17 protein-coding genes are annotated in these 16,235 nt (G+C 72.4%); 7 read left to right on the forward strand and 10 right to left on the reverse strand.

The genetic code is table 11. The features are described 5' to 3' along the window. Positions 1-69: 69 nt before the first annotated feature. The 4 genes from ACH4PU_RS12720 to ACH4PU_RS12735 all read right to left on the reverse strand — a co-directional run bounded on the left by ACH4PU_RS12720 (position 70) and on the right by ACH4PU_RS12735 (position 4,334). Positions 70-1,452, reverse strand: a complete 1,383-nt coding sequence (locus ACH4PU_RS12720) for an 8-oxoguanine deaminase (protein ID WP_398270256.1) — start codon at positions 1,450-1,452, stop codon at positions 70-72. A gap of 35 nt (positions 1,453-1,487) precedes the next feature. After that, positions 1,488-2,417, reverse strand: coding sequence for a factor-independent urate hydroxylase (gene pucL, locus ACH4PU_RS12725; RefSeq protein ID WP_398270259.1), 930 nt, complete (start codon positions 2,415-2,417; stop codon positions 1,488-1,490). Positions 2,418-2,423: 6 nt separating this feature from the next. Then, positions 2,424-3,293 carry a 2-oxo-4-hydroxy-4-carboxy-5-ureidoimidazoline decarboxylase gene (gene uraD / locus ACH4PU_RS12730; RefSeq protein WP_398270261.1) on the reverse strand — a complete coding sequence of 290 codons (870 nt, stop codon included), beginning with the start codon at positions 3,291-3,293 and terminating at the stop codon, positions 2,424-2,426. Positions 3,294-3,440: 147 nt separating this feature from the next. Further along, the gene (locus tag ACH4PU_RS12735; RefSeq protein ID WP_398270264.1) at positions 3,441-4,334 is read right to left on the reverse strand and encodes a LysR family transcriptional regulator; all 894 of its coding nucleotides are present in this window, start codon (positions 4,332-4,334) and stop codon (positions 3,441-3,443) included. A 113-nt stretch (positions 4,335-4,447) separates the two neighbouring features. On the opposite strand from ACH4PU_RS12735, the gene ACH4PU_RS12740 reads away from it, so the two are divergent. Continuing rightward, entirely contained in the window at positions 4,448-5,164 is a 717-nt protein-coding gene (locus ACH4PU_RS12740) for an SDR family NAD(P)-dependent oxidoreductase (RefSeq protein WP_398270267.1), read from the forward strand. 1 nt (position 5,165) lies between these two features. On the opposite strand, the gene ACH4PU_RS12745 is transcribed toward ACH4PU_RS12740, so the two are convergent. Next, entirely contained in the window at positions 5,166-6,722 is a 1,557-nt protein-coding gene (locus tag ACH4PU_RS12745; RefSeq protein ID WP_398270270.1) for a sensor histidine kinase, read from the reverse strand. Positions 6,723-6,763: 41 nt separating this feature from the next. Then, positions 6,764-7,456: a response regulator transcription factor gene (locus ACH4PU_RS12750; RefSeq protein ID WP_398270273.1), complete on the reverse strand. Its 693-nt coding sequence runs from the start codon at positions 7,454-7,456 to the stop codon at positions 6,764-6,766. Between the two features lie 140 nt (positions 7,457-7,596). Between ACH4PU_RS12750 and ACH4PU_RS12755 the strand changes: the two genes are divergently transcribed. Continuing rightward, on the forward strand, positions 7,597-8,871 hold the full coding sequence (locus tag ACH4PU_RS12755) for a glycosyltransferase (RefSeq protein WP_398270277.1): 1,275 nt from the start codon (positions 7,597-7,599) through the stop codon (positions 8,869-8,871). 4 nt (positions 8,872-8,875) lie between these two features. On the opposite strand, the gene ACH4PU_RS12760 is transcribed toward ACH4PU_RS12755, so the two are convergent. Further along, complete coding sequence (locus ACH4PU_RS12760; RefSeq protein WP_398270280.1) at positions 8,876-9,349, reverse strand: hypothetical protein; 474 nt, start codon at positions 9,347-9,349, stop codon at positions 8,876-8,878. A 138-nt stretch (positions 9,350-9,487) separates the two neighbouring features. On the opposite strand from ACH4PU_RS12760, the gene ACH4PU_RS12765 reads away from it, so the two are divergent. The 5 genes from ACH4PU_RS12765 to ACH4PU_RS12785 all read left to right on the forward strand — a co-directional run bounded on the left by ACH4PU_RS12765 (position 9,488) and on the right by ACH4PU_RS12785 (position 13,255). Further along, positions 9,488-10,729 (forward strand): helix-turn-helix domain-containing protein, encoded by a 1,242-nt coding sequence (locus ACH4PU_RS12765; RefSeq protein ID WP_398270283.1) that lies wholly within the window; start codon positions 9,488-9,490, stop codon positions 10,727-10,729. A 159-nt stretch (positions 10,730-10,888) separates the two neighbouring features. After that, positions 10,889-12,100 carry a helix-turn-helix domain-containing protein gene (locus ACH4PU_RS12770; protein ID WP_398270286.1) on the forward strand — a complete coding sequence of 404 codons (1,212 nt, stop codon included), beginning with the start codon at positions 10,889-10,891 and terminating at the stop codon, positions 12,098-12,100. Positions 12,101-12,193: 93 nt separating this feature from the next. Beyond that, entirely contained in the window at positions 12,194-12,664 is a 471-nt protein-coding gene (locus tag ACH4PU_RS12775) for a hypothetical protein (protein ID WP_398270289.1), read from the forward strand. Beyond that, positions 12,658-12,846: a hypothetical protein gene (locus ACH4PU_RS12780; RefSeq protein WP_398270292.1), complete on the forward strand. Its 189-nt coding sequence runs from the start codon at positions 12,658-12,660 to the stop codon at positions 12,844-12,846. The genes ACH4PU_RS12775 and ACH4PU_RS12780 overlap by 7 nt, the downstream gene beginning before the upstream one ends. 166 nt (positions 12,847-13,012) lie before the next feature. Continuing rightward, positions 13,013-13,255, forward strand: coding sequence for a hypothetical protein (locus ACH4PU_RS12785; RefSeq protein WP_398270295.1), 243 nt, complete (start codon positions 13,013-13,015; stop codon positions 13,253-13,255). A gap of 7 nt (positions 13,256-13,262) precedes the next feature. Here ACH4PU_RS12785 and ACH4PU_RS12790 read toward each other — a convergent pair whose 3' ends face one another. From ACH4PU_RS12790 to ACH4PU_RS12800, 3 genes are all read right to left on the reverse strand, one after another. Then, on the reverse strand, positions 13,263-14,147 hold the full coding sequence (locus ACH4PU_RS12790; RefSeq protein WP_398270298.1) for an oxidoreductase: 885 nt from the start codon (positions 14,145-14,147) through the stop codon (positions 13,263-13,265). Next, positions 14,134-14,982, reverse strand: a complete 849-nt coding sequence (locus ACH4PU_RS12795) for a helix-turn-helix domain-containing protein (RefSeq protein WP_398270301.1) — start codon at positions 14,980-14,982, stop codon at positions 14,134-14,136. The genes ACH4PU_RS12790 and ACH4PU_RS12795 overlap by 14 nt, the downstream gene beginning before the upstream one ends. Before the next feature lie 115 nt (positions 14,983-15,097). Continuing rightward, a complete protein-coding gene (locus ACH4PU_RS12800; protein ID WP_398270304.1) occupies positions 15,098-15,892 on the reverse strand; it encodes a helix-turn-helix domain-containing protein in 795 nt (264 codons plus the stop codon). Positions 15,893-16,235: the final 343 nt, after the last annotated feature.

Here is a 16,235-nt window from a genome sequence, read left to right on the forward strand (position 1 = left end):
CTCCTGTCGTTGTGCGTACCGCCGATGGGCAGCACGGTTTCCGGAGGCGTTGCGGGGGCTTGTTCCTGACTACTCCCCCGCCGCGATGCGGGTCAGGCGGCGGGACTCCGCGCGGGCGGCGCGGGCGATCTCGTCCTCGTCGGCGGTGATCAGCCGGTCGTCCTCGACGACCGTCCGCCCGTGGACGAGGGAGAGGGTCACGGGCGCGGGCGGGCCGAGGACGAGGGCGGCCACCGGGTCGGCGACGGTCGAGTGGCCGAGCCCGTCGAGGCGCCAGAGGACGAGGTCGGCGAGCTTGCCGGGTTCGAGCGAGCCCAGTTCGTCGGCCCGGCCGAGCACCCGCGCGCCGCCGTACGTCGCCATCCGCAGCACCTGACGTACCGTCAGCGCGTCGGAGCCGCCCGCCAGCCGGTGGACGAGGAGGGAGTTGCGCAGCTCGGTGTGGAGCTCGCCGGACTCGTTGGAGGCGGTGCCGTCCACGCCGAGCCCGACCGGGACGCCCGCCGTGAGCATCGCGGGGACGGGGGCGGTGCCGGCGGCGAGCCGGGCGTTGGAGGACGGGCAGTGGGCGACGCCGGTGCCGGTGCGGGCGAAGGCGGCGATGTCGGCGTCGTTCATGTGCACGCAGTGGGCCATCCACACGTCGTCGCCGAGCCAGCCGGTGGAGTCGAGGTAGTCGGTCGGGCCCATCCCGAACCGCTCCTTGCAGAACCGCTCCTCCTCCACCGTCTCCGAGCCGTGGGTGTGCAGCCGGACGCCCTTGCGGCGGGCGAGCGCGGCGGCCTCGCGCAGCAGGTCGGTGGTGACGGAGAAGGGTGAGCAGGGCGCGACGCCGACGCGCAGCATCGAGCCGGGGGACGGGTCGTGGTGGGTGTCGATCGCCTCCTCGGTGGCGGCGAGCGCGGCGTCGAGGGTCTCGACGGCGAAGTCCGGCGGCAGCCCGCCGTCGGACTCGCCGAGGTCCATCGAGCCGCGGGTGGGGTGGAACCGCACGCCCAGCTCGCGGGCGGCGCGGATCTCGGCGCCGAGCAGGTCGCCGCTGCCGCGCGGGAAGACGTAGTGGTGGTCGGCGGCGGTCGTCACTCCGCCGCGGACCATCATCGCGAGGGAGGCGCGGGCCGCCTCGTACACCATGGGCTCGTCGATGCGCGCCCATATCGGGTAGAGCGCCTTCAGCCAGTCGAAGAGGACGGCGTCCTGGGCGAGTCCGCGGGTGAGCCACTGGTAGAAGTGGTGGTGGGTGTTGACCAGTCCGGGGGTGGCCAGGTGGCCGCCGGCGTCCACCCGGCGGACGACGCCGGTGAGCCCGGCGGGGGCGGGCCCGGGGCCGACGGACTCGATCCGCTCGTCCGCGATGACGAGGTGACCGGTGGGGTGTTCGGTGTCGTGCGGGTCCACGGTCGCGAGGGCGCAGTTCTCGATGACGGTGCGCCGCGGTTGTGCTGCTGTCACAGTGCTGTTCCTCCGGAAGTACCGCGGGCGGAGCCCTAGAGACAGGTGAGGTCCACGGGGATGCCGGGTTCCGCCCCCGGGCGCAGGACGGTGGCCTCGATCAGGCCGTAGGGGCGGTCGGCGGCGTAGTAGACCTCGTGGTCGTTCTTGAGGCCGAAGGGCGCCAGGTCCACGAGGAAGTGGTGCTTGTTGGGGAGGGAGAGGCGTATCTCCTCGACCTCCGGCCGGTGTTCGAGGACCCGGGCGCCCATCGCGTGGAGCGTCTGCTGGAGCGAGTACGAGTACGTGTCCGCGAAGGCGTGCAGCAGGTGGCCGCGGACGGCGGACCAGGACGCGTCCCACTCCGGCGCGGGCCGGGCGTCGTCCGTCCAGCCGTACCGCCAGCGGGAGTTGACCTCGGTGGCGAGGACGCGGTCGGCGGTCTCCTCGAGGGTGGTGTAGCGGTCCTTGGCGAAGCCGCGGAACTCGGAGCCGGTGGAGTTGAGGACCACGAGGTCCTTGAGGCCGGAGATCACCTCCCAGGCCGTCCCGTCGTAGGTGATCTGCGCGGTACGGGTCTCACGGCCCGCTCTGACGAAGGAGTGCCGGGCGTCCCCGCCACCCGGCACGTCGATCCGGTCCCAGGCGTGTTCCTCGACGCGGATGCGCGCCCGGTGGATGGCCTCCTGGCCGGTGACGAAGTGCCGGGCGAGGTGGACGCCGAACTCCTCGGCCGAGGCGATGCCGCGCTCCTTGGCGAAGGCGAAGACGGTGTTCTTGGTGGTGTCGGTGGTGAGGACGTTGGCGTTGGAACCGGAGAGGTGGACGTCCTCCATCGCGCCGGAGAGGGCGACGGAGACGACGAGGTCCTTGATGTGGTGGGTCGCGCCGTCGCGGGTGACGCGGACGACGTGACACTCGGCCTTGCCGTACTGGTTCTGGCCGAGTACGGCGCGATCGGCAGAACGGCTGGGCGCTTCGGTCATGGCGTGCTAGCTCCCTCGGTAGACGGAGTAGCCGAAGGGGCTGAGCAGCAGCGGTACGTGGTAGTGCTCCCCCGGCGTCACGGCGAAGACCGCGGTGACCTCGGGGAAGAACGCTGCGCCCCCGGCTCGTTCACGGGACAGGTGGGGCCCGACGTCGAACAGCAGCCGTGCGTGGGTGGCGTCCCCGGGCAGCGCGGGAAGCTCGCCGCACCGCCCGTCGCCGTCGGTCTCGGCGGCGCCGAGCGCCGACCAGGCGCCCTGGGTACGGGCGGTGAGGGCCACGGTCACACCGGCGGCGGGGCGGCCGGCGGCGGTGTCGAGGATGTGGGTGGAGACGGTGGCGGGGGCGGGGGTAGAGGCGGAGGCCGAGGGCGCGGCTCCCACGAGCCGGGTCAGCCGCAGCCTGTTGATGCGTCCCAATTCCGCTCTGGCGACCTCGCGTTCGCGTTCGCGCGGATTGCCGAGCCGACGGCGGAGGGCGTCGCGCAGCTCCTCGGCGGTCAGTCCGGAGGCGCAGATGAGGAAAACGTGGCCGAACCGCGCCTGGTAGGCGAGGTTCAGCTCGCGCATCTCGGCGGCGAGCGCGGGCGGGGCGCCGGTCATGCCGCGCTGTTCACCGGCCGAGACGGCGTCCCCGGGGGTGGGCCGCCCGATGGGCGGGTGCCCGGCGAACGCCTCGTCGAGCCCCGCCGCGTCCAGCCGTTCGACCGCCGCGTCGGAGGCGGTGAGCAGCGCCCGGACGTCGGGATAGGGCCGGCCGCGCAGCACCCCCGCGACCCACGCCGTACTCACGCACACCTCCGACAGCGCGGCCCGGGCCGCACCGTCGTCCGCCGCGTTGAACCGGGTGAGCCCCGGCACCGAACTCGAAGTCACGGGAACCTCCGTGGCGCTTCTCGCCGCACTCGGACGCGCTGCGCACAGCTAACGCCCTGGACACCTCGGCGTCAACACTTTGTTGAAAAACCACGCCTGGCGGGATACCCGGGCGCGGCCGCGCTCATGCGGGCCCGTCGCCGCCGATCAGGATGGCCTCCGCGCCCGCCGGCGGTCGTGGATCTCGTCGAACCAGCCGCGGTCGGCACCGGTTTCCCCTTCGTCCTCACCGGAGAGCCGGCGCAGCGTCGCGGTGGCGATGCCGAGGAAGGCGGACGCGGGGCCCGAGGCGTCGCCCTCCGGCAGCGCCAGGCAGGTCTCGACGGGCAGGGCGTCGGTGACGCGGAGGTAGACGAGGTCGGGGCGGGAGTACGAGCCCGCGACGCTGAGCGGGACGAGGGCGAGGCCCTGCCCGGAGGCGATGAGCTCGAACTTCTCGTCCAGCGAGGACGTCCGCCGCTTCCTGACGTCGAGGACCGGCTCGCCGTCGAGGTCGGCGACCGTGAGCGCGGTCCGGCCGGCCAGCGGATGCGTCACGGGCAGGCAGACGACCTTGTGCTCGCGGCCGACGGGGACGGTGCGCAGCCCGGCGTCGTCGAAGGGGCGCCGGAGGAAGCCGACGTGGGCTCGGCCGTCGCGCAGCGGCGCGTCCTGCTCCCACCAGCGCAGCGGGAACACGTCGATCGCGACCTCGGGGTGGCGGGCCGTGAACTCCCGGATGGCCTCCGACACGCGCAGGCCGGGCGAGAAGGCGACGACGAGCCGCTGCTCGCCGCGATCGGCCTCCCGCACCCGGCGCAGCGCGGCGTCGACGACGGTGGTGATCCTACGGGCCTCGTCGTACAGCTGCCGTCCGGCGGCGGTGAGTTCGACGCTGCGGGTGGTGCGGTCGAGCAGCCGGTACCCCAACTCGTCCTCGAAGACGCGGATCTGCCGGCTGAGGACCGGCTGGGCGACGAACAGCGCCTGGGCCGCCCGGCCGAAGTGCCGGTGCTCGGCGACCGCGACGAAGTAGCGGAGCTTGCGCAGGTCCAGATCCATGTCCGAACGGTATCAATGGGGCGAGAAGGGTATTGGACGCCCGGCGGGGCCCGCTCGGAGACTGAAGCCCTGCCCACCGGCCCTCAGGCCCGTACCCGGAACAGGAATCAGCCATGACCGAGACCCGCAAGACCGCCCTCGTCGTCGGGGCCTCCCGGACCCTGGGCCTCGGGCTCGCCGCCGCGTACCTCCGGCGCGGCTGGGACGTCGTCGGCACGGTCCGCGGCACCCGGCGCACGGGCCTGCACGACCTGGCCGACCTGGCCGGCGCCGCCACGTCCGGGGGCCGACTGACCGTCGAATCCCTGGAGATGACCGACCCCGACCAGATCGCGGCCCTCCGCGACCGTCTGGCGGCGCGGGCGACGACGCTCGACCTCCTCTTCGTCAACGCCGCGATAACGCGCGGCGACCTCCCGATCGGCGAGGTCCCGACGGACATGTTCACGGAGGTCATGGTCACCAACGCGCTGAGCCCGATGCGCGTCGTGGAGACCCTCCGCCCGCTGGTCGCCCCGGCCGGCACCATCGGCGTCATGTCGTCCGACCAGGGCAGCGTCTCCCGGAACACCAGGGGTGGCCAGGACCTCTACCGGGCCAGCAAGTCCGCCCTCAACCAGCTGATGCGCTGCCACGCCGCCCGCCACGCCTCGGACACCCGGACCCTGCTGCTGATGGACCCGGGCTGGGTCCGTACCGAACTCGGGGGCCCGGAGGCGGAGCTCAGCGTGGAGGAGAGCGTTCCGGGGGTGGTGGAGACGATGGAGGCCCATCGCGGGAAGCAGGGCCTGCACTTCGTCGACCACGAGGGGAACGTGGTGCCCTGGTGACTCAACGGGCCGTGTCCGGCGGGCCCGGGAGCGTCAGCGTGAAGGTGGTGCCGGGGCGCGGGTGGCCGGAGCGGGCGGTGAGGGTGCCGTGGTGGCGCTCGGCGATGTCACGGGCGATGGCGAGCCCGAGGCCGCTGCCGCCCGCGTCGCGGGTGCGGGCCTCGTCGAGGCGGGTGAACCGCTCGAAGACGAGCTCGTACGCGTCGGGGGCGAGGGGCGTGCCGTCGTTGTGGACGGTGACGGTGTGCGTCCGGCCGTCGGTGGTGACGTCCACGACGACGGCGGTGCGCGCGTGCCGTACGGCGTTGTCGAGGAGGTTGCGCAGCAGGCGGTGGAGCTGTGCTCCGTCGCCGCGGACGGGGGCCCGGTCGGGGGCGGTGCGCAGCGAGACGGGGTGGCCGCGGTGGTGGTACTCGTGGACGAGTTCCGCGGCCAGGCCGGCCAGGTCGACGAGGGAGTGGGCGGCGGGGTCGTCGGGCCGGTCGGGGCGGGCCAGCAGGAGCAGGTCCTCGGTGAGGGCCTGGACGCGCCGGGTGGCCGTGAGGGCGTGGCGGAGCGTCTCGTGCGCGTCGACGGTCTCGGGGTGGGCGAGGGCGGTCTCGAGCTCGTAGCGCAGCGCGGCGACGGGGGACCGCAGTTCGTGCGAGGCGTCCGCCACGAAGCGGCGCTGGCGTTCCACGGCGGTCTCCAGCCGGTCCAGCGTGGTGTTGGTGGTCAGCGCCAGGCGGCGGACGGGGTCGCGGGCGTCGGGGACGGGGACGCGGCGGTCGAGGCTGGTGTCGGTGATCTCGGCGACCTCCCGGCGGATCGCCTCGACCGGGCGCAGCGAGCGGCGGGCGGCGGTCCAAGCGAGGGCCGCGACCAGCAGCGCGGCCAGCGGGACGCCCGCCGTCAGCGGGGTGCGCAGCGGAGCGGCGGCCCGTTCGGCGTCGCCGGGAGGCACGAGGACGTAGAGGGTGGAGCGGCACGACCCGTCGGCTTCGGTGGGCAGGCGACACGCGTCCGCTGGGGTGTGCACGGCGGTGGCGAAGACGGTCATGGTGCTGTGGGCGAGGACGTGTGCCTGCCGGTGGGCGATGAGGGCCTTCTGCTCGGCGGAGGTGTCGCTGACAGGCGGCGGCTTCAGCGTGCCGTCGGGCCGGTGGAAGCGGTCGTGGTCGCGCTCGTCGACCGCGCCGACGTGGACCGTGCCGCGTTGCGTGCCGCCGGTCGCCCGGCGGGGAGGCGGGGCGGGCGGCGGGGGCAGCAGGGCCGGCAGGCCGGCGAGGTCCTGGGTGCCGCCGGCCGCGGCGACGGTACGGCCGGCCCGGTCGATCTCGATGAGGGGCCAGCCGCGCAGGGGATCGCCGAGGATCTCCTTGCCGGCGGCCGCCTGGTCGGCGAGCTGGACGGACAGTTCGTACGCCCGGTTGTACGTCGTCCGGTAGGCGTCCGCGCGGACGTGCCGGAACAGCCACCACGCCCCGGCCCCGAACAGCACGAGGGCGGTGACTCCCGCCACGAGCGCGATGCGCGCCTGTCCGGGCAGGCGGCGGAACAGGGCCGGGGTACGGGACACCGGGGCCGGAGGGTGAGCCGTCGGGGCCGGAGTGCGGGCCATCAGGACCGCTCGCGGGGCGTGAGGCGGTAGCCGTACCCGCGGACGGTCTCGATGCTGTGCGTGGCGAAGGGGGCGTCGACCTTCTTGCGGAGCGTCGAGATGTAGACCTCCACGATGGCGGTGCCCCCGGTGTAGGCCGGGTCCCAGACCTCGTCGAGGATCTCCTCCTTCGACACCGGGCGGTCCGGTGTGTGCAGCAGGCAGGTGAGGATCGCGAACTCCTTCGGCGTCAGCGCGAACTCCACGTCGCCCCGGCCCGCGCGGCGGGAGGTCACGTCCGCCCACAGGTCGCCGACGCGCAGCACGGACCGGTCGGCCGCGGTGGCGGCGGCGCCCCGGCGCAGCAGGGCCCGCAGCCGGGCGAGGAGGACCACCGAGGAGAACGGCTTGACCAGGTAGTCGTCGGCGCCGGTGTCCAGGCCCTCCGCCTCGTCGTACTCGCCGTCCTTCGCGGTGAGCATCAGGACGGGCGTGGTCAGGCCCGCGGCGCGGAGGGCGGCGCAGATGCGGTAGCCGTTCAGACCGGGGAGCATGATGTCGAGCACGATGACCGCGTGGCCTCCGGTCAGGGCCCGCTGCAGCCCGGTGGTGCCGTCGCGGACGAGTTCGACGCGGTAGCCCTCCGCCGTCAGGCCGCGCTGGAGGGCGGGCCCGAGCTGCGGGTCGTCCTCGACGACCAGGATGCCTGTCACGGGATGAAGCCTGTCATGTCGACCGGCTTATCCCTGAAGACGACCTTTGGCTTCTTTAGATCATCTTTGGGCGGATTGCCGCATGCTGTGTCCCCGCCACACGAGCCCACCAGCCGCCAACCGCCGGAGGCGTGCGACCCATGCGTATTTCCTTCCTCCTCCACAACGCCTACACCATCGGCGGCACGATCAGGTCGACGTTCAACCTCGCCGCCGCACTGGCCGCCGCCGACCACGACGTGGAGATCATCTCGGCCCTCCGCTACCGCGCGACACCCGCCATGGGCACCCCGCCGGGCGTCCGGGTGACCCATCTGGTAAACCTGTGCCCCGACTCCCCGCACTACGACGGCGACGACCCCCGCCACGCCCGTCCCGCCCGCGTCTTCCCCCGCGCGGACGGCCGCCACCGGCAGTACAGCCGCCTCACGGACGAGCGCATCGGCCGGTACCTGTCCGGGCTGGAGACGGACGTCATCGTCGGCACCCGCCCCGGCCTGAACGTGCACATCGCCCGGCAGGCCCACCCCGCCGCCATCCGAGTGGGCCAGGAACACCTCACCCTCTCCGGCCACGGCCTGCGCATGCGCCACGAGATACGCCACCGCTACCCCCTGCTGGACGCGCTCACCACGGTCACGGAGGCGGACGCCCACGCCTATCGCCGGCTCGGCCTGCCCGGCCTGCGGGTACGGGCGATAGCGAACAGCGTCCCCGCCGCCACCGAGGGCACGACCGTTGCCGCCGACCGGAAAGTCGTGGTAGCCGCCGGACGCCTCATCCCGGTGAAGCGCTACGACCTCCTCGTCAGGGCCTTCGCCGGCGTCGTCGCCGCCCACCCCGACTGGCGGCTCCGCATCTTCGGCAGAGGCGACACCACCGGCGACGAGCGAAGCGCCCTGACCACCCTCATCGACACCCTCGGCCTGAACGACCACGTCACCCTCAACGACCACACAGGCACTCTGGACTCGGAACTGGCGAAGGCGTCCATAGCCGTCTCCACCTCCGACCGGGAGTCGTTCGGCATGACCATCGTCGAGGCCATGCGCTCCGGCCTCCCGGTCGTCGCGACCGACTGCCCGAACGGCCCGCGCGAGATCATCACCGACGGCGTCGACGGCCACCTGGTCCGCCCGGGCGACGCGGCGGGCATCACCGCCGCACTGTGCGCCCTGATCCGCGACGAGGCGACGCGCCACCGCATGGGCGAAGCGGCCCACCGGAACGCGGCGCGCTTCACCCCGTCCCACATCGCCGCGCAACACCTGGCGTTGTACGAGGACTTGTTGAACAACGGCCCGGGCAAACGCACCCTCGGCCCCCTACGGGAAGCGGCCCACCGATCGCGTACCGCCGCCATCGACACGGCGCATGCGTGGCGATCGACGGCGCGGCGCGCGCTGAAGAGGTGACCCGTTACCGGGTTGCCCCATCGGGCCAGATGACCTGAGTGGGGCCGCCGTGACGCTCGGCGTAGGACACGACATCAGCGGTACCGCCACAGCCACTCGCAGGCTCACCATCCCAGACCGCGACGAGCCGGTCGACGAGCCCCACCATCAGCTCGCTGCCCGCCAAGTGGGCGTGCGAGTCGGAGCGCCGCAGTCCCGTGGCGTGCACGTCGACAGCCCGACGCATCAGCTCGTCGTACGTCTCGCGATGCCGGATCGGCAGCCCTTCCCGGTACTCCTCGGCGGGAACGACGACTTCGAGCCGACCGCCATGGGCGAGAACCTCTTGCGCCAGCCATGTGTCCGGTCCGTCCGCGAGACAGCTCACGACTACCAGATCCGCGGCGTCCAGGGACTTGACCATGGCAGCGAGCTCCGGACGAACCTGCCTCTCGACTTCGACCGCGAGACCACGGTGGCCGGTGATCCCCATCCTCATATATCCCTCCCGTGACAGAAATGCGCTGAGCAGCCGTTCACCGTCAACTGTGGTGCCTGTTCCCGGCCTTCGCTGGGCCCGGAGAGGCCGGGGCGGGTACGTTCGAGGGTGACCGACGGTGGAACGGAGTGATCGGCCATGCGGTGGAGCGACTACAGCAACGGCGAGCGCATCAAGATCCTGCGGGGCAGGGACGTCAACCAGGCCGCTCTGGCCGAGATGACGGGCCTGTCCATCGCCACCATCCAGAAGGCTGAGCAGGACAAGCAGCTTTCGCTCAACACGCTCATGCAGATTGCCGACGCGCTGGGCGTGGACACGTCGGTCATCCTGGGGCAGCAGGCCCCGCGCCGGGCCATGGCACAGTCCGACCGAACGATGTTGCGAGCCCTCTCCCAGGCCGTGCACGACACCGCGGCCGGGATGCTCCCGGAGACCGCCGCCGGGAGCGACGAACGCGCCCTCCGGGTGGCCATCGGCAAGTGCTGGGATCTCTACTGGCAGGGGCACTACACCGAGGCGGGCGCGCTGGTGGTGCCGGTGCTCGCCGAGGCTGCCGTTCACCTTCGCGAGCGCCCCGCCGACGGCCAGGGCCCCGCGTGGGGACTGCTCGCCGACGCCTACAGGTTGGCGGCGTACGTCGCGAACCTGATGGGGTCGCGCGACCTCGCCTACGCGGCGATCGGCCAGGCACAGGCAGCCGCGGAACGGTCGGACGACGAGCTGCAGCCCGCCCTCGTCAGGTCGGGCCGCGCCTGGGTGTACCTCCGCGACGCGCGGTTGGACGACGCGCTGCGTCTGGCCGAGAAGGCGGCGGTGGACATCGAGCCGCGGTTCTCGCGAGCGACCCCGGACCAGTTGACCGTCTACGGCTCGCACATCAATTTCGCGGCGGTCGTGGCCAGCCGCATGCAGAAGAAAGACCTGGTCAAAGGCTTCCTGTCCCTGGCGACAGCGACGGGCGCCCGACTGGGCGCCGAACATCGCGTCCACGGCACACTGTTCGGGCCGGTCACGGCCGACACGCAGGCGGTCGGCATCGCCGTGGCACTCGGGCAGGCCGGCAAGGCCCTGGAGCTGATCCGGGGCATCCCGGAGAACAGCCTGAGCACCCTCACCGAGGCCGCGCGCAACCGCTTCGCGATGGACAAGGCCATGGCCCAGGCCGACGCCCGGCTGTGGGACGCCTCCCTCGACACACTGGAAAAGGCCCTGATCCAAGCCCCCGTGTGGGCCCGCCACCAAGCGCTGCCCAGCGTGATCGTTCAGAAGGTCGGACGGGCTTCGACAGCCCGCGTCCGCCGCGTGTCGGCGCTGATCGGCGTACGCCCTGGCGTCGAATCCGGCTTCGCCCGGGCAACGGCCAAGGCCGCGCCGTAGGGTCGGTCCAGCCTTCAACGGCCGCACCGGACAGCCGAAGCCGACATGGCCGTGTCCCTTCACCCGCCCTCAGCCACTCTGTCCTGAGCGCGGGTGTCGCTCCACGTTTGCCTACCATCGGGTGGAAGTCATCAAACTCTCCGACCTCTTGGAGTGGCCATGGCCAGTTGGGCGGATCTGACGACCGGCAAGCGCATCAAGGCCCTGCGCGGCTCCGACATGACGCAACAGGGCCTCGCCGAGGCGGCCGGCGTCTCCCTTGCCTTGGTGCAAAAGGCGGAGCAGGACAAAGGGGACCTCTCTGTGGGGTCCCTGCTGAAGCTCGCCGCCGCGCTGCGCACGGACGTGTCTGTGCTGCTCGGCCAGCAGGCGCCGCGGCACGGGATGAACCGCGAGGACCGCACGGCGCTGCGGCGCCTCTCGGATGCCGTCCACGAAAGTGCGCTGGGAGACTGGGACGCGATCGAGGACCCGAGCGGCGTCGCGGAACTCGCCCGCGCTCGGGACGAGGCATGGGCCGCGTACTGGGCCGGTGACAACATCCACGTCAGCACGCTCGCCGCCAAGGTGCTCCTGGAGGGGCACACCCGGTACGCGACCGCGACGGAAGCCGAGCGGGAGCGGCTCGGGGCGATCCTGGCGAGTACCTACCGCGTGGCCGCGTCGTGTGCCAACGGGTTCGGGCAGCGTGATCTCGCCCTGGGGGCGCTGGTCTCGGCGAAGCGGTGGGCCACCGCGGCCGACGACCCCGTGCTCCTCGCCCTTCTGGAGTCCACCTTGTCGTGGGTGTACCTGCGCAGTGCCAAGCTCCCACGAGCCATGGCCGTCGCCGAGCGCGCCGCCCTGACGGTCGAGCCCAGGTTCAGCCGCGCGTCAGAGCCCGAACTGGTCGCCTACGGCCGGTTGATGATCTCTGCCGCGGTCGCCGCCTCCCGTCACGAGGACGAGGAGTCGGCCCAGAACTACCTGTCACAGGCGACGGCGGCAGCCGCCCGCCTCGGCCGGGACGTGGACCTCTACGGCACGAGCTTCGGGCCGACGGCGGCCAAGGCGGAGGCCGTGGGCGTTCACGTGGCGCTGAAGAACTTCGGGCGCGCGCTCAAGCTCGCCACGGAACCCGGCATGCGGGGACTTCCCCGCAACATGTCCATGGTCGCGCGGAACCGGTACCGGCTCGACGTGGCCCTCGCCCAATGCGCTGCCGGGCTCTACGACCAGGCCGGTGACACCCTCATCGAGGTGGGACTCGAAGCACCCGAGTGGGTGCGGCACCAGGCTCTCCCCGGGGTGATCGGTCGCCGCCTGGCGAAGGTCTCCTCAGCGAGGGTCCGCAGCATCAGTGAACTCATCGGCGTGCCCTTGATCGCGTGACTGATACGGAGCGTACGAGTCACCCTCCGTGACCTGGAGCGGTCGTACGCTTCGTCGGTTCTCCCTCCGCGCCTCTCACAGCAAGATGCAGGCATGCCGGGAAAACAGCGTGGCGAACCTCAATCCACCCCTGTAGGCAGCCGTTCGACGAGCGACCGCGCGCGCCGTCGCCGCCTGCTGGACATAGCCTCCGGCTTCGAGCCGTCCGTCGAGCAGTTCCCTTGCGTGATCTACGTCCACGCGCCGACCGTGGCCGATTTGGCGCTGGCTCTCCAGGAATGCCGAGACTGCGCATACGCGCTCGGCTGGCACGTCGTCGGCACGATCGCTTGGACCGGCGAGCGGTGCCTGTCCGCGGAGCGCGAGAACCTCGACCGAGCCGTCGGCTACTTCTCGGAACGCAGGGCGAAGGCTCTCCTGACGGTGCACCCGGCCATGCTGCCCCGCAGCGAAGAGCAGTACCGCGCCTTCGTCAGCACGATCGAGGCCCACAACGGCTTCGTGCACTTCAGGAAACCGGCGGCGGGAGCTCCGTCGGCCGAAAGGGACAACGGCTCATGGTGAGATACGGCAACTGGGCCACGGACACCCGTGACGGGCGAATCGGCGAAGTGGTGCGCCAGAAGTACACGCACATCGTGCTGCGCGCACCGGACGGCGGCAGTGAGTGGGACTGCCCGTTCGATGATCACCGCATCGCGACCGTGCGGGAGCTCAAGGACGCCGGCCTCTGGGAGCGGCGGTGAGCGCCGGGCCGAAGAAGCCGCGTTCCCGGCTGACGCTGCGCGTCTCCAGGGACGGCGGGCGGACGTACGGGAGCACGGTCACGCACCTCCCCCACACCGACCGCCCGCCGGACTCATCGCTCCGCTTCCCGCCTTGTTCCTGTCCCGCCTGCCACCCGAGGAACCGATGAACCACCCTTCCGTCCCGGTCCACTTGCCGCACAGCGGCGGGCACGGTACGCATCGCACACCACCGTGCCCACCCTGCGACGTCCAAGAGGGCGAACTCCGCGCCCTGGAAGTGGAGCTGCGAGCCGCCGAGCGCCGCGAAGACGGCAGCCGCGTCGCCCTCCTCAGGCACGAGCACGACGAGCGGCTCCAAGCCCTGCGGCGGCACCGCGACGGTCACGCGCGACGGGCCGCGCCCTGAGCGGTGGTCATCCGGCCGCGTGTTCCGCGGGGAAGTCGGCGCCGAGCGTCACCTCGCGCCAGCCGTCGAAGGCCGCCCGGAGGGTGTCGAGCTTGGCGGTGGCGATGTCGTACGCCGCCTTGCCGAGTAGCAGGCGCAGCGGCGGCTGTTCGGCCGTGACGGCGTCGATGACGGCCCGGGCGGCGCGTGCGGGATCGCCGGGCTGGTGGCCGTAGGTGGCGAAGGTGCCGGCGCGCCGGGTGCCCGCGGTGGGGGCGTAGTCGTCGATGACCGTGGCGGACTGGCGCATGGAGGGGCCGGACCAGTTGGTGCGGAATGCGGCGGGTTCGACGATCGTCACGTTGATGCCCAGGGGGGCGACCTCGGCGGCCAGGGATTCGGAGAGCCCTTCCACGGCGAACTTGGTGGCGTGGTAGTAGCCGGTGGCGCCGAAGCCGGCGAGGCCGCCGAGGGAGGACATGTTCACGATGTGGCCCGAGCGGCGGGCTCGCATGCCGGGCAGGACGGCCTTGGTGGTGTCGACCAGGCCGAAGACGTTGGTGTCGAACAGGGCGCGCACCTCGTCGTCCTCGCCCTCCTCGACGGCGGCGAGGTATCCGTAACCGGCGTTGTTGACCAGGACGTCGATCCGTCCGAAGGCCGCCTCCGCCCGGGCGACCGCCCGCGCGATCTGCCCGGTGTCGGTGACGTCCAAGGGCAGGGCGAGAGCGCGTTCCCCGTGTCCGGCGACCACGTCGGCGAGCTTGCCGGTGTCCCGGGCGGTGACCACGGCGCGCCACCCCTGTTCCAGCACGGCGCGGGCGAGCGCCCGGCCCAGACCGGAGGAACAGCCGGTGATGAACCACACGGGAGAGTCAACGGGGGGTGCAACGGGGGAGTCAGAGGTGCTCATGCGGGATGTGCCCTTCGTTCCGGGAATCGGTGAGGGTGAGGTCGCCCAGCAGGGTCAGCGACCGTTCGGCGGCGCTGCCGGGCTCGGCCCGGTAGACCACCAGGTGCTGGCCGGGGGCGCTGTTGACGGAGAAGGTCTCGAAGTCCAGGGTGAGGTCGCCGGCCAGCGGGTGCCGGAACCGCTTGGCCGAGGCCGTCTTGGCCCGTACCTCGTGGCGGGCCCACATGCGGGCGAAGTCGTCACTGCACACGCACAGTTCGCCGACGAGCTCGCGGAGCCCCTGATCGTCGGGGGCGGGGTTCGCGGCACGCAGCGCGGCCACGCAGCCCTGCGCCACCATGGCCCAGTCGCGGTAGAAGTCCCGCGCGGCCGGGTTCAGGAACATGGCCGTGATCAGGCTGTTCTCGCAGCCGAGCCAGGAGAACAGCGCTTCGCCGAGGGGGTTGACGGCCAGCAGGTCGAGGTACCGGCCGTAGACCAGGGCCGGGGTGTCCGCCCAGGCGTCCAGCAAGGACGCCAGCTGCGGGCCGGCGTACTCCCGAGTGGACCGCGGGCGGGGGCTCGGTGGCGGATCGACCATGGCGCGCAGGTAGGCGGCTTCCTCGTCCTTCAGCAGGAGTGCGGCCGCCAGGGCCCGCAGCACCTGGGACGAGGGATTGCGTTCGCGTCCCTGTTCCAGCCGCACGTAGTAGTCGGTGCTCACCCCGGCGAGGACGGCCACCTCCTCGCGGCGCAGACCAGGGGTGCGACGCGCGCCCGGGGGCATCCCGTGATCTTCGGGGCGCACCAACGCGCGGCGGGCCCGCAGGAATTCGCTCAGCCGGTTGTCATCCATGCCGTCCAACGTACGGGCCGGCGCGGTGAAGAGGGTGGCCCTGCCACACCCACCCGGAGGGTGGGATCAGGGAGTCGCCGCCCTCCCGCGAGTCCCCCCGGCGCCGGCCGCCGGCTCAGCGGCTCCGGTCGGCCGCGCCCGCGAAGCTCTTCACGGCCCGGTTCGGGGCCGGTCCGGCCCTGCGGGGCCTGGGCGCGGGCTCGGGCAGGCGGGCCAGTCTGCCGCTGATCAACGACGCCGCGCGGCTCACGGCGTCGCTCAGCGGGGGGATCAGCTTCGCGTCCAGGGCGGTCACCGCGACGGCGGCCACCACCTGGCCGGTCGCCGAGTGCACCGGAGCCGCCACGCACGACAGCGACTCCACGCACTGCTCGTAGTCGAACGCGAGCCCCCGCTTCCGGATCTCCGCGGCCTCACGCGCCCAGGCGGCCTCCGTCCAGCCCGCGGGCCGCCGCGGCACCGGGGCACCCGCCGCCAGGACCAGTTCGGCCGCGCTGCCGGGCGGCAGGACGGCCCCGGAGCGCAGCGGGAAGACCTCGTCCACCTCGCCCCGCATGCCCCCGACGACGATGATGTGTCCTGCTTCGGGCACCGACAGGCTCAGGCTCGCCTCACCGCTGACCGCCGCGAGATCCCGCAACGGCTGGGCCGAGGCGGCTCGCAGCGCGCGCGCCGGATGCCAGGACTGCCCGAGCCGGAACGTCCGCGGGCCCAGCCGGTAGCGGCCTTCGTGACTCTGCACCGCGCCCAGTGCGACCAGCTGCCCCAGCAGCCGGTGGGCGGTGGCCTTCGGCAGCGCGGCGTCACTCGCCAGCCGGGTCAGCCCCACCTCTTCATCGTGCGCGAGTACCTCCATGAGTGCGAACGCGCCTTCCAGCACGCCGCGTCCCTCAGCGCCGGATCGCGCCATGAGGGTCCCCCCTCTCATGCCGGGCCGTCGATCGGACGGCCCCGCAACTCCCCCGTTCGAACCCTTCGCCCCGGTGGTCGTCGACGAGGCACGCTGCCCGTCCGGCCTGGCGGGCAGACCCATGAGCCGGCCGGGGCAACGCGCTTCCGTGCCACAGCTGGTATGGGCCGTCGTTCCAGTCCGGGAGGTACGCGTCCTCGTTCCCGTCACTGTCCGGGCGGCGCCGTGTCGCCTTGTTCTCGAACACCGGCAGCGGTGAACCTACTTCAGCCCCTGCTCGATGAACAGTCAACGTCTGCACAGCGACGCCCCCCGCTGGTGACAAAGTGCACAGCGAGCCGAA

Origin of the sequence: Streptomyces sp. NPDC021100 (assembly GCF_044333095.1) — a bacterium.
Classification (GTDB): domain Bacteria; phylum Actinomycetota; class Actinomycetes; order Streptomycetales; family Streptomycetaceae; genus Streptomyces.

Bases quoted from the DNA above. Each gene is read 5' to 3' on its own strand.
- ACH4PU_RS12735 (WP_398270264.1), bottom strand. From the start codon at position 4,334: ATGGATCTGGACCTGCGCAAGCTCCGCTACTTCGTCGCGGTCGCCGAG.
- ACH4PU_RS12755 (WP_398270277.1), top strand. From the start codon at position 7,597: ATGCGTATTTCCTTCCTCCTCCACAACGCCTACACCATCGGCGGCACG.
- ACH4PU_RS12785 (WP_398270295.1), top strand. From the start codon at position 13,013: ATGAACCACCCTTCCGTCCCGGTCCACTTGCCGCACAGCGGCGGGCAC.
- ACH4PU_RS12790 (WP_398270298.1), bottom strand. From the start codon at position 14,147: ATGAGCACCTCTGACTCCCCCGTTGCACCCCCCGTTGACTCTCCCGTG.
- ACH4PU_RS12795 (WP_398270301.1), bottom strand. From the start codon at position 14,982: ATGGATGACAACCGGCTGAGCGAATTCCTGCGGGCCCGCCGCGCGTTG.
- ACH4PU_RS12770 (WP_398270286.1), top strand. From the start codon at position 10,889: ATGGCCAGTTGGGCGGATCTGACGACCGGCAAGCGCATCAAGGCCCTG.
- ACH4PU_RS12760 (WP_398270280.1), bottom strand. From the start codon at position 9,349: ATGAGGATGGGGATCACCGGCCACCGTGGTCTCGCGGTCGAAGTCGAG.
- pucL (WP_398270259.1), bottom strand. From the start codon at position 2,417: ATGACCGAAGCGCCCAGCCGTTCTGCCGATCGCGCCGTACTCGGCCAG.
- ACH4PU_RS12800 (WP_398270304.1), bottom strand. From the start codon at position 15,892: ATGGCGCGATCCGGCGCTGAGGGACGCGGCGTGCTGGAAGGCGCGTTC.
- ACH4PU_RS12765 (WP_398270283.1), top strand. From the start codon at position 9,488: ATGCGGTGGAGCGACTACAGCAACGGCGAGCGCATCAAGATCCTGCGG.
- ACH4PU_RS12740 (WP_398270267.1), top strand. From the start codon at position 4,448: ATGACCGAGACCCGCAAGACCGCCCTCGTCGTCGGGGCCTCCCGGACC.
- ACH4PU_RS12775 (WP_398270289.1), top strand. From the start codon at position 12,194: ATGCCGGGAAAACAGCGTGGCGAACCTCAATCCACCCCTGTAGGCAGC.
- ACH4PU_RS12780 (WP_398270292.1), top strand. From the start codon at position 12,658: ATGGTGAGATACGGCAACTGGGCCACGGACACCCGTGACGGGCGAATC.